The organism is Bradyrhizobium sp. AZCC 2289, from assembly GCF_036924615.1.
Lineage (GTDB): Bacteria > Pseudomonadota > Alphaproteobacteria > Rhizobiales > Xanthobacteraceae > Bradyrhizobium.
The window spans coordinates 2,821,369-2,833,425 of the sequence record NZ_JAZHRY010000001.1; the positions used below are offsets into that span (position 1 = coordinate 2,821,369).

Here is a 12,057-nt window from a genome sequence, read left to right on the forward strand (position 1 = left end):
GGCATGAAGAGTTCGTGCAGATCGCTCGCGATCCCTGGAATCCACATTACGCGGAGTGAGCAGAGATTCTTGCATGCTTCGTGCGTTGATCCCGGTCCGAACTGCCATCTTTGAGGCCAAGCGTGATTTGTGCTTGACCAAATTTCTCAAAGGCAACGACGCCATCCGGCAGATTGGCATGAACGATATCGTAGATGTCATAGCAACGTGGCGTCCAAGGATAACTGGTTCGCCAAACGAAGCCGAGTGTTCGGCCCACATTAGGCGAACCAAGTCGCATTCGGGATACACCTGTCCCTGCGATCATCAAGGTGGCGGTGAACGGTGCGATGACGACGCACTCGCTGCTGCATAGCAGCGCATTGAGTGTTGCTATGCTTGCAACGTTCCCCGCTCTTTCGGATTTCCAGGCCAAATGATCTTGCAGTCCAACCCCCAGATTCGTCGTTCCGCCATTTGCAAAAATCTCAACGGCACCCCCTTCATCAAGCAAATAGCTGGGAATCCCGCTTTCGAGAAAGCTTTGTCGAGAATAATCCTTCGTCGCGTCGGACCCATGACAGGAGACAATATATGGCTCCCAGAATAGCGGGAGCCACCTAAGGCCCGGCTCCTCGGTCGGGGTCGGGCCGATGATCAAGTCGATTTCGTAATTCTTGAGCTGCGCGATGAGATCAACCGGACTGCCTTCCTGTAGGTCGATCTTCAGGCCGTCGAATTTTTCTCGGACCGCTCGGATCGCTGTCGTTAGAAGTGCTGGAGCAGCGCTGGGAACGACACCCAGTCGAACCGAACCTGCAGGAAGCCCACCCGAGCCACGCGCGACACTTTTGATGGCCTGCGCTTGCTCGATCAAAGCCCGCGCGCATTGAACGATCTGTTGTCCAACCGGCGTGACATGGACGCCCGCCCCGGTGCGCTCAAACAACAGGACAGCAAGCTCGTCCTCCAGCTTTTTGATCTGCGCGCTCATTGTCGGTTGGGTCACGTGACAATGCTCAGCCGCTCGCCCAAAGCCTCCGTGGTCGATAACGGCCAATACGTAACGCAGCTGGGTAAGGGTCATGTTCTTTCCAATTCCGAGCACATCGGCGGAAGCCGTCACACATAGTCAATCATCTATGTCATCCTATTAAAAAATCAATTTTAGCTCGACCGCCCCGCATGGTAGCTTTTTCCTCTGTCAAAAGGGACTTCGAGGTTAAACCCAGGCAAAAGCGGGCTGTTCTGTTCGAGCTCGCTGAACGAAGACGGCTTTGAGTGGGGGATCTGGCCGATGAGCGCTCCGTGAGCGGCTGAATACCTAGTGGGCGGGGCGGGGGTAGTAGCAAGTCGCTTGGGGCGCACCGTCCGGGTTAAGGCATAGACAAAAACAAATGCCAGGGCAGCCTTAACTGCTAGGCGTCGATGACGCACGCCGCAAGGGTCATGGTCCCCGTCGCGTGGGTTGAAGCTGACCCTTGGCATCGGCTGCAACCCCTTCGGCGCCCACTGGCAAACGCATCCTGAAGCAAGAGGCAATTATGGGACGAGTTACGCTTACCTTCGACAACGGACCTGAACCGGAAATGACCTCGCTCGTCTTGGACGTGTTGCGAAAGCAAGCCGTGCAAGCGACGTTCTTTGTCATAGGAAGGAATCTGGAGCGACCGGGTGCCAGGGCGGTCGTGGAGCGCGCGCGTGCGGAAGGTCACTGGATTGGGAACCATTCGTTCACTCATCGTATCTCCTTGGGGAATGCGCCGACAGACAGCTTCTTCGACGACGAAGTGTCGCGCACCTTCGATGCCCTTGGCGACCTTGCCCATCCCGATCGATTGTTTCGTCCCTTCTGCAACGCCGGCTTGATCGACCATCAGCTGTTCAGGAAGGCCGATATTCGGAAGATGTCGGACGCTAAAATAACGTGCGTGTTGTTCAATTCCGTTCCCCGCGATTGGGAGCATGCCGATGCCTGGGTGAACCGGGCGTTGTCTGAGCTAACAACCAGGCCTTGGACGACGATCGTTCTGCATGACATTTACGGGTACCCCGACGGCGTCGACGTCCGCTCGATGTTGCAGTTGGACCGCTTTATGTCACTTGCAAAAGAGCAGGGGCATGAGTTCCTTCAGGAGTTTTCTCCCGACTGCGTTCCGATCAGGCGTGGAGACATCTGCTTCGACATTCAGTCCCTCGCCAATTGAACATGTAAGCCGCAAGCGGTGAAAGCAGGCGGAACAAGTGGCGCGGCTATCATCAGCTTCGCGGTGTCGATCGCTCCGACAAGCGCAACGCCAGAGTCCGCCTTGGATATTACGAGGAGACAAACGTGAAATTGGTGCGTTACGGAGAGAAGGGTTTCGAGCGGCCAGGTGTGATAGATAGTGTCGGCAATATCCGATCTCTTGCTTCGATTGTCGCCGATTTTGATCCGGCGACGTTAGGCTCGCTTTCGGCAGCGTTGTCGAGCTGGTCAACAGACAATCTGCCGACCTGCCCTGCGGGCACCCGTTTGGGCGCCCCCCTCTCGAAACCAGGAAAAATCATTTGCATCGGGCTGAACTATAAGGCCCACGCGGTGGAAGCCGGGATGGCCATACCCACCGAGCCCGTGATCTTTCTCAAAGCGCCGAGCTCGCTTTCGGGACCCTACGATCCCGTTATCCTGCCGGCCAATTCCAGCAAATGCGATTGGGAAGTGGAGCTAGGCGTCGTCATAGGCCGCCCGACGAAGAAGATACCAGCGAGCGCCGCGCTCGATCACATCCTGGGATACTGCGTCGTGAACGACGTGAGCGAGCGTTCCTTCCAACTCGAACGCGGAGGTCAGTGGACCAAAGGCAAGAGCGCGGACACGTTTTGTCCCATTGGACCCTACATTGTGACGCGCGACGAGATTGTAGATCCGCAGGCGCTGCAATTGCGATGCGAGGTTTCCGGCAGGATCGCCCAGGACAGCAACACCTCGGACATGATTTTCAGCGTCGCCGAGGCGATCAGTTATCTCAGCTCATTCATGTCGCTGGAGCCGGGGGACCTCATCTGCACGGGCACCCCGCAAGGCGTCGGTCACGGTAGCAAGCCGCCGATCTACCTCAAGGACGGTGATGTCATGGTCCTTTCGATCGAGGGCCTGGGTGAACAGCGACAACTAGCGCTGGCGGAACGCGAGTGACAGGAAATACCCGCGCGCGTCGCGGTAACCTCAATAAAAAGCCAATGGGAGGATATGAGGTGAAGAACGATCAGATCGCACTGTTGGGCGAAGACATCGGCGGTGCGGGCAAGGAATACCTCGCCACCAGCCCTGGCATGACGCCTGTCGAGAAGCGGGTCATAGCCGCTTCATCAATGGGCACGATCTTTGAGTTGTATGATTTCTTTCTCGTCGGCGCGTTATCCACCGAGATTGCCCAGCATTTCTTTTCGGGTGTCAATCCTAGTGCTGGCTTCATTCTGGCTCTGCTGGGATTCGCCGCCGGATTTGTCATGCGTCCGTTCGGGGGAATGGTTTTTGGACGCTTTGGCGACCTCTTCGGTCGCAAACGCACATTCCTTGTGACGATCCTGATCATGGGCACCGCGACTTTCGCCATCGGCCTTCTGCCCGGGTTTGCATCCATCGGCTTGGCTTCGCCGATATTGTTCGTGATCATGCGCATGTTGCAAGGACTTGCTATTGGCGGCGAGTTCGGCGGCGCCTTCATCTATGTTGCGGAGCATGGCTCGAAGCAGGATCGCGGCTTCAGAGTTTCCTGGGTTGTGTCGACGGGTGCCGGCGGATTGCTGCTTTCCTTACTGGTTGTCCTGCCGCTCCAGCATCTCCTGGGAGAAAGCACGTTTTCTGATTGGGGCTGGCGACTTCCCTTTCTCTTTTCAATCGTGATTCTTCTGATCTCTTTGTGGATTCGACTCAAGATCGACGAGTCTCCTGAATTCCTGCGGATCAAAGCCGAAGGCCGGATGTCGAACGCGCCAATCGCAGAGACGCTCGGTCAATGGAAAAATCTGAAATTGATCCTGATCGCCGTGTTTGGCGTCATGATGGGTGCCGTCATTATCTTCTACAATGGCCAGCTCTATACGATGTTCTTTCTCACCAAAGCGCTGAAGGTTGACGCCAGCACGACGAATATCCTGGTCATCAGCGCGACCGTTCTTACGGCGCCACTGTATCTCGCCTCTGGAAAATTGGCGGATCTGGTGGGACGCAAGAAGGTCCTGATTGCAGGTTGCCTGCTCGGTGCACTATTCACCATGCCTCTGTTCAAGGCGCTGACTCACTATGCCAATCCAGCTCTGGAAAGGGCGGAGTTGGAAGCGCCGATTGTCGTCAGTGCGGACTGGGAAGAATGCGCCTTTCAGTTCGATCCGACTGGGACGGCCAAATTTACCAGCTCATGCGATATCGTAACCAGCAGTCTGGCAAAGGCCGGATTGAATTACCGCAGCATGCCGCTTCCGCGCGGTCAGGTCGCGCGTATTCAGATCGGCGAAGACGTCGTTGAAGGTTATCGCGCGTCAGATACCGATGCCGCGACGAAGGCCGCAAAGTTTAGCGCGTTGCTGGCCGCGACAGCGTCCAAGCATGGATATGGGACGGGGACTGCCAACAAGGATGAAATCAACATACCGATGGTACTGCTGATTTTGATGGCGCTGCTCTCGTTCGGTGCTTTGGTATTTACGGCGAGCGTGACAATGCTGGTCGAGATGTTTCCAACCAGGATTCGGTATACCGCGATCTCAATTCCCTATCATTTGGCGTCGGCGGTTTTCGGAGGATTTCTGCCTGCAACTGCTTTCGCGATCGTGGCCGCGACCGGGAACATCTATTCGGGTCTCTGGTATCCGGTCGCAGCGGCCGTGGTGTCCATGCTGGTGCTCGTCCTGTTTGCGAAAGAAACAAAAGACGCGACTTGAGAACGGAGCCGGACAGTTCCGGCATCCGCGTGACCACATTACGCTTCCTGAGGAGTAAGCTGATGTCTGCCTATTTCGTTGTACGCGGTATCATTCATGACCGGGTCGCCTTTCAGGAGTACGCACGTCGGTCGCCGGGCGTGCTTGCGAGCTTCGGCGGTCGTCACATTGCGCGCGGCGGCAGGAACATTGTATTCGAGGGGCCGGATGACCGGCCCCACGTCGTCATCGCGGAATTCCCTGATTTCGAGTCGGCGGAGAGGTGTTATCGCTCCGAGGCCTATCAGGCGCTCATTCCTCTCAGGTCGAACTGCGCAACGCTCGAGTTCACCCTCATCGATGGGGTGCCCGCGTCACCTGTCGCCTAAAGCACGCCTCTGACGAGCCGTAGTGGCTCGTGCTGCTATTGCCGAAGCGCGAACAAGACGATCACGTGCCGAGATTTCCAAAACGTTACAGTCATTTCGTCTATGGCGTCATTCAGTCGGGTCTAACCAGCGCCATTGCTGGCGCGATCGCCTGTCTGCCGTTTTTTAGTGAGGGATCCTTTTTCAGCCATTGGATTGCGTCATGGCTGATTTCATGGGCAACGATGTTACCTGTCGTGCTCTTGGCCGCGCCGTTCATCCGCAAGCTAACGGACGCGCTTTGTCGTCAAGAAAACACGACCTAGACGGCTTGCGAAAGCCTGTAGCCGGAAGAAGGTGGGCGGCGTGCTTATCTATGCCGCCGCCTTGCCAATCGATGCGCCGCCATCGGCAAACAGTGTTTGGCCGGTGACGAAGCCAGCGTCCTCCGAGAGTAGAAAAGCAATCAAAGCCGCGATCTCGTCCGGCTTGCCGAGGCGCTTCAATGGGATCATTGAGAGAAAGCGGCGCTCGCCTTCGCTTCCAGCAGGGGTGTTCTCCCGGAACATTTCCGTCTCGGTGGGGCCTGGCGCGACTGAGTTGACGGTGATGCCGTATTGCGCAAGCTCCAGCGCCCAGGTGCGCGTAAAGCTTGAAATCGCGCTCTTCGCGCCTGCATACGCCGTCCGATCAGCGACACCGAGAATCGTAAGACTCGATAGATTGATCACGCGGCCCCAATTTTTGTCGCGCATTGCAGGCAGAGCGGCCTGAACCGCTTGCACGGCGGGCGTGAGATTTCGCCGGAACGACTCTTCGAGCTGATCGATATCGATTTCGCCAATTCGGCCAAGGCTAATAAATCCGATATTATTCACGACGCCGTCGAATGAAAACCGCGCAGTGAGATCTCGCAGTGTTTCATCCGTCGCACGGCGGTCAGACAGATCAGCCGGGACGAGCGTTCCTGGAAAGGCGGGATCATCGGCGCGCCGCGCAACACCCACCACGTGATGTCCCGAAGCAGCCAGCCTTTCGGAAAGCGCGCGGCCGATACCCTTGCTGGCTCCGGTGATCAGAAATGTTCGTTTGGTCATATCGCTCTTGCGCATTTGATGTCGTCCTATTCATTTGCTTAGTTATAGAGCATATGCTCTAAATCTATGATATAGATCATTCGCTACAAAACGGCAAGTTACTTCAAGCCCGACGATAAATCCGACCCTGAACAAGGACCACGAGACCATGTTGAATAGACGCGCATTTGTATTCGGAGCACCACTTATCCTCGCCGGGTGTGTGACGCAGGAGGGGCCGACGTTCGCCGGATTCGATTCCGAACGTGATGCACGCTATGCGTCGATGTATGGCGCAATCAATACCGAGCCCTTTCCGGTTCCAGCGGTGGACCTGAGCCGGATCAACCCGAAATTCTACCGTCGCGAGGTGTCCCATCCCACAAGTGAGCGCCCCGGGACGATCGTGGTCGACCCGGGCAAACGCTACGCTTATCTGGTGATGACCGGCGGCCAGGCGATGCGCTACGGTGTCGGTGTCGGCAAACAGGAGGCCTTCAATTTTCAGGGTACGGCGATCATCGGGCGAAAGGCTGAATGGCCGCACTGGACTCCGACCCCGGACATGATAAAGCGCGATCCGAAGCGGTACGGTCCGTATGCTAATGGGATGAACGGCGGCGCCGACAATCCACTGGGGCCACGCGCGCTCTACCTCTATCTGGATGGCCGGGATACCTATTACCGGTTGCACGGGACGGTCGAACCTTGGACGATCGGCACGATGGTTTCATCTGGTTGCGTGCGCTTGATGAACCAGGACATCATCGATCTCTACAACCGTGTCCCGGTTGGCGCCAAGGTGGTGGTGCTTCCGGCACGCGGTATCGATATGTCCTAGCCTGCTAGAACGATCTCGCTTGCGTGTGTCGCAAGCGGAATCGTTGCTGGCCTTGCGTTCACGCGCCATGATGCAATGCCGGCCTGCCGCAAGCCTTGCGTTTCTAGATCGATCGATCTACATGCGATCTCGCGCTTGCGGCATATTAAGTTCGGACTAACCGGGGCAGGATGGCGAGAAGGGCAGCATGGGACGTCCGCGAGAATTCGATGTAGAAAAGGTGCTGGCAGCGGCCGGAGATATCTTCTGGGCGCGCGGCTACGAAGCGACTTCGACCCGCGCCCTGACGGAACGCACCGGGTTGACTCCTGCCAGCCTCTACAATGCATTCGGCGACAAGCGTGGCTTCTATTTGCGTGCGCTGAGGTATTACCTCGATCAGACGCTGCGGGAACGCATCACGCGCCTGGAAAGCTCGCTTTCACCCGGCCGCGCTATCGCTACGTTCTTTCGCGAAATTATCGCTCGCTCGCTGGCGGATCCGAAGCATCGCGGCTGCATGCTCATGAACACCGCTATCGAGGTGACACCCGAAGACCCCGAAATGCAGCGTATCGTCGCTGATGAGACCGTAGTCATCGAACGCTTCTTCCATCGCTGCGCAGTCGCCGCTCAAAAGAACGGTGAGATACCGAGGAGCGAGCCGGCCGAGGATATCGCACGTATGTTGCTCGCGCTGCTGGTCGGGCTGCGCGTGCTCGCGCGGGTGCGTCCCGACGCCAAACTGCTCAATGGTCTCGTGCGTCCCACCTTGGCGATGCTCGGTCTCTCATTGCCCCGTGGCAAGGGTTCCTGATTACCCGATTGGATTGCCTGCCGGCGCCGAACGTCCGTAACGTCGCGACGTTCCTTGAAGAAGCGAATCGCGAAGGCGCTCGTCTCGATCGTCGAATTCATCTAGGTCCAAGCTGCTCGCCCGAAACGGAGCGCTCCGGGATACGCTAGATATGGATTCGCGGCCGAGCGGTCTGTTCAAAGGGAAAGGGTGTCGCGTGCATGAGGCATGTCGAAGTCGAGAGCCGGTCCGAGTGGGACGATGCGCGTCGGGTTGATCGATTCGTGGCTCAGGTAGTAGTGGCGCTTGATGTGACCGAAGTTGACGTCTCGCGGACCCCGGGCCATTGGTAGAGCTCACGGGTGTAGGACCACAGGTTGGCATAGTCCACGATCCGGCGGATGTTGCATTTGAAGTGCCCCACGTAAACCGAGTCGAAGCGCACCAACGTGGTGAACAGGCGCCAGCCGGGTTCGGTAACCTGGTTGCCGCAAAGATATCTTGATTTCGAAAGCAGATTGTCGAGGAAGTCGAGCGTGTCGAACAAGGGCCGTGCGGCCTCTTCATACGCCTCCTGTGTCGTGGCGAATCCCGCGCGATACACGCTATTGTTGACCCGAGCGTAGATCACGGCGTTGATGCCATCGATCGCCGCGCGGAGATGACAGGGATAATAGTCACCAGGCTTGCCGCCGACCTCGTCAAAGGCGGTATTCAGCATGCGGACGATCTCGGACGACTCGTTAGAGACGATCGTTCCGGTTTTCTTATCCCATAGCACGGGAACCGTAACTCGGCCCGAGTAATCCCGGGAAGCGGCCGAGTACACTTCATGAAGGCGATGTGTGAATCGGCACGACCTGTGACCCCCGATCGGCGACGAACCTCGACCCTGGTATTCGCGGCGCAAGTAATCGCGATAGCTGAAGATTCCGCTCCTTAGACGGGGTCACGGTTAGAAGCCGAAAGGGGTCAAACTTCGGAGCCGGTTCACACGTTGATGGCTCGCACCGTGTCGCGGTGATGACGTGATGTCCGCGACGGCTGGCGGGGATCGTCGAAGGATGGCGGCCCCTCCGCAATCGGTCGGCAAGGTACTGTGGAGGGCGAAACCCTCCGCGGGGCGCGCGCTTCGGATATATTTGCAATTTCGCATTACGGTCTAAATTACGTACCATCCGGTGCACAAAGGCGGCGTGCGATGTGGCGCATGTCGGGGATCGAGGCGCTGATCTTCATTGCGGTGGTCGCCATCGCGGTCGCGCTGCTGCTGCTGGCGTGAGCGATTGCACAAACCTGTACGCCTCCCGGACTTCGCCGCCGCTTCGCCGTGACGGTCATACCAAGGTTTATTGCGGGGATCAGAAGAGGTTATGCGACCGCACGCACGTGTAATGGAAGAACCTACCCAAATCGCGGATTGTGTCACGCAGCAGAGGCGCTGCTCAGGCCTGCACTCTGTTCGGACGAGCATCGCACGTGGCAGGTGTATCATGCGCAATCACGATTTAGTCTCCGATGGGTTCCTCACGCTGATAGCGGCTAGCCTCGTGCTGCTGGGTTCGAGCTTGCTGGCTTTCGCGATCGTGTGAAGCGGCTGCTCGCAGAAGGCTGCTTTGGCTTACTTGCTGCGCTGCTTGATCGCCCACAACCGGTAGGAGTAGTGTGCAGTTTCTCCGAGATCAATCCACACGAGGCGCTCGTTGCGCGCCTTTGTTGAACTCACGAAATGTTCCTACGAACAGCTTGCGGACAGTGCAGCCTTGCTGAACCTAGCGCGTCGCTGACAGGTGCTGTTCGCTTTGCGGTTCGTTTCGCTCCGAATGTTGCTTAGTTGCCCGTGTTAGCAGGGCTCTTTTCGTTTCGCGGAGCTAGCTTAACAACCCCGTCGAGACTTTACAGACAACAATTTCCCGTCGCGACCAAGGACCCGTGGAACATCCGCCTCGTGCAGCATTATTGGTTCGGCGTGTTCTTCGTCCTCGCGCATCTCACGGCTGGGGGGCGTGCGGTCATTATGGCGCATCGTGTGAGCAAAGCGTTTCGCCGATCGATTCATGGTCGTCGGCGCGGTCGTAGCCGGGATCGTTGCGACGGTGATCATGCTCGGTATGTGCGGGATGCGCGTCCAATTCATCTGAATCGGGGCGGTGCAGGATAGAGACTGCCGGTCTATCTCTCGCGCATCCAGGGCTACAAATGCCGAACTGACGGTCATCGGTCCTCCGAATAGGCCGCTTCTCCAAGGAGACGAGCGTCTAGCCCCAGCTTCTCTGTTTCCGCATCCACTCGAACCGAAGTGACGCAGTTAATCAGCCATAGCGCCGCATAGCTGAAGGCAAACGCCCAGGCCGCCGATGCAACGACGGCAATGCACTGCCAAAGAAAGAACCGAGTGCCGCCCGACAATAGACCTGCCGCACCGTGTAGATTCCAGCCTTTCGCAGCGAATACTCCGAGCAGGATGGCGCCGAGAACCCCGCCGACACCATGCACTCCCCACACATCTAGCGCGTCATCCCACCCAACGACCTTCTTAATCGCAACGGCATAATAGCAGACCAGTCCCGCCGAAAAGCCGATTACCGATGCGATACCGAAGGACACATAACCAGCAGCGGGGGTAATGGCCGCAAGACCTGCAACCGCGCCAGTCATGAGGCCGACAAAATTGGGCCGTCGAACGTTGGTCCATTCCAAAACAAGCCAAGCGAATCCAGCGAAAGCAGCTCCCAATTGCGTGTTGACAAAGGATGAAACGGTCACCCAATCTACGCCGACTTCTGATCCAGCATTGAAGCCAAACCAGCCAAACCACAACAACCCCGCACCTAGTGCCATCAATGGAACATTGTGGGGTGTATCAGTGCTGTCACATCTGCGCCCTACGAATATCACTGAGGCTAAAGCTGCAAACCCAGCTGTGGTGTGTACAACAATCCCGCCAGCAAAATCCAACACACCCATTCTCGAAAACAAACCATCCGGGCTCCAGATCATGTGAACGAACGGGAAATACACGAAAACCAGCCAGGCGGTGAGGAAGAGCAAGTACGCACTGAAATTTACCCGATTAGCAAACGCGCCAGTAATTAGAGCAGGCGTAATAATTGCGAACATCATTTGATACACAAAGTGCAACCCGAGAGGAATGCCAGAATTATTCCCAGTGTAAATTGTATTCAAGCTGACGCCTTTCAAAAAGGCAAAATATGTTGGATCACCGGTGATGCCGTGCCAAGTCGGTCCGAAGCACATCGAATAACCAATGCAGAACCAGAGTATTGTTGTCCAACACAATGACGCGAAACTTTGGATCATAACAGTCAGTACATTCTTCTTTGTAACTAGACCTCCGTAAAAAAATGCAAGGCCGGGCGTCATCAGCATCACTAATGCGGAACAGACAAGCATGAACGCCGTGTTTCCGATATTGAGTTCGGGCGAGTCGGCAAGCATGATCTTCACCTCTGTGGTATCGCCCCGTCGATGCCCACCGATCCGCCGGTCACGACCACTACTCGCCTTCCAAATCGCTCACTGACTGCCGGCCCGGTCCCATCATCCCACATCGTCGGAATACAAGCGGCGGCGCGAAGTGCAATCTCGTGCTTGATCGTAGGCACATCTGAACGCCGCCGCTTTTGCCATCTTGCTTCGCTCGACGCAGTCTTGTGCCGATTGTCACAGCAGCCATCCGGCAGGAGCTCCCCATCTTCTGCCGGCACCGATGCAGGTGGCGCAGCGGGACTGTCTCCATGTCCAACCCGCGGAAACGGCAGAGCTGCGGAAGCAGGCACACCGCAAGCAAGGCGCGGCTAGACTTGATTAGCAGGACGTGCCGCCAGCAACCTGCTTGAACCACGGTGACAGGCAGCGGTGTCAGCGCGAGGGACACCCGCAACCTGCGACGCCAGGTGCGCTGCTGCCTACTCTCGAAACGTTGACACCGCTGACTTCGTGGATCCACTCTACTTGACGGTAAAACTGGCGATCTGATCCATCGCCGCATCGCGAGAAGAGACACTCCTGCAACGGTGCTAAATCTTTAGCAGGGCTGAAACAGTCGCAGCAACCAATCTACAGCGGGTTCGCGTGGGTTCTTGTACAAGG

The 12,057-nt window shown here is 57.0% G+C and carries 12 protein-coding genes and 1 pseudogene; 8 read left to right on the plus strand and 5 right to left on the minus strand.

The annotated features are described in order from the left end of the window. Window positions 1-46: 46 nt before the first annotated feature. Complete coding sequence (locus V1289_RS13650; RefSeq protein ID WP_334397431.1) at window positions 47-1,066, minus strand: LysR family transcriptional regulator; 1,020 nt, start codon at window positions 1,064-1,066, stop codon at window positions 47-49. A gap of 394 nt (window positions 1,067-1,460) precedes the next feature. Between V1289_RS13650 and V1289_RS13655 the strand changes: the two genes are divergently transcribed. The 5 genes from V1289_RS13655 (at window position 1,461) to V1289_RS13675 (ending at window position 5,578) form a co-directional block, all read left to right on the plus strand. After that, window positions 1,461-2,186 (plus strand): polysaccharide deacetylase family protein, encoded by a 726-nt coding sequence (locus V1289_RS13655; protein WP_334397432.1) that lies wholly within the window; start codon window positions 1,461-1,463, stop codon window positions 2,184-2,186. A 125-nt stretch (window positions 2,187-2,311) separates the two neighbouring features. Beyond that, entirely contained in the window at window positions 2,312-3,157 is an 846-nt protein-coding gene (locus V1289_RS13660) for a fumarylacetoacetate hydrolase family protein (protein ID WP_334397433.1), read from the plus strand. Window positions 3,158-3,216: 59 nt separating this feature from the next. Further along, window positions 3,217-4,905: an MFS transporter gene (locus V1289_RS13665; RefSeq protein WP_334397434.1), complete on the plus strand. Its 1,689-nt coding sequence runs from the start codon at window positions 3,217-3,219 to the stop codon at window positions 4,903-4,905. A 62-nt stretch (window positions 4,906-4,967) separates the two neighbouring features. After that, window positions 4,968-5,273, plus strand: a complete 306-nt coding sequence (locus tag V1289_RS13670; RefSeq protein WP_143206056.1) for a DUF1330 domain-containing protein — start codon at window positions 4,968-4,970, stop codon at window positions 5,271-5,273. 29 nt (window positions 5,274-5,302) lie between these two features. Further along, a complete protein-coding gene (locus tag V1289_RS13675; protein WP_442895995.1) occupies window positions 5,303-5,578 on the plus strand; it encodes a DUF2798 domain-containing protein in 276 nt (91 codons plus the stop codon). Between the two features lie 48 nt (window positions 5,579-5,626). Here the strand turns inward: V1289_RS13675 and V1289_RS13680 are convergent, their stop codons facing one another. Further along, window positions 5,627-6,364: an SDR family oxidoreductase gene (locus V1289_RS13680; RefSeq protein ID WP_334397435.1), complete on the minus strand. Its 738-nt coding sequence runs from the start codon at window positions 6,362-6,364 to the stop codon at window positions 5,627-5,629. Between the two features lie 133 nt (window positions 6,365-6,497). Here V1289_RS13680 and V1289_RS13685 point away from each other — a divergent pair, with 133 nt between their 5' ends. Both V1289_RS13685 and V1289_RS13690 read left to right on the plus strand, forming a co-directional pair. Continuing rightward, entirely contained in the window at window positions 6,498-7,169 is a 672-nt protein-coding gene (locus tag V1289_RS13685; protein WP_334397436.1) for a L,D-transpeptidase, read from the plus strand. A 187-nt stretch (window positions 7,170-7,356) separates the two neighbouring features. Then, on the plus strand, window positions 7,357-7,965 hold the full coding sequence (locus tag V1289_RS13690) for a TetR/AcrR family transcriptional regulator (protein WP_074280435.1): 609 nt from the start codon (window positions 7,357-7,359) through the stop codon (window positions 7,963-7,965). 176 nt (window positions 7,966-8,141) lie between these two features. Here the strand turns inward: V1289_RS13690 and V1289_RS13695 are convergent. Further along, window positions 8,142-8,782, minus strand: a pseudogene (locus V1289_RS13695) (glutathione S-transferase family protein); the annotation flags it as partial. Window positions 8,783-9,043: 261 nt separating this feature from the next. Here V1289_RS13695 and V1289_RS13700 point away from each other — a divergent pair. Beyond that, window positions 9,044-9,226, plus strand: coding sequence for a hypothetical protein (locus V1289_RS13700; protein ID WP_334397437.1), 183 nt, complete (start codon window positions 9,044-9,046; stop codon window positions 9,224-9,226). Window positions 9,227-9,820: 594 nt separating this feature from the next. On the opposite strand, the gene V1289_RS13705 is transcribed toward V1289_RS13700, so the two are convergent. Both V1289_RS13705 and V1289_RS13710 read right to left on the minus strand, forming a co-directional pair. Further along, complete coding sequence (locus V1289_RS13705) at window positions 9,821-10,162, minus strand: hypothetical protein (protein ID WP_334397438.1); 342 nt, start codon at window positions 10,160-10,162, stop codon at window positions 9,821-9,823. Further along, complete coding sequence (locus V1289_RS13710; RefSeq protein WP_334407445.1) at window positions 10,159-11,403, minus strand: ammonium transporter; 1,245 nt, start codon at window positions 11,401-11,403, stop codon at window positions 10,159-10,161. Before V1289_RS13710 ends, V1289_RS13705 begins: the two co-directional genes overlap by 4 nt. Window positions 11,404-12,057: the final 654 nt, after the last annotated feature.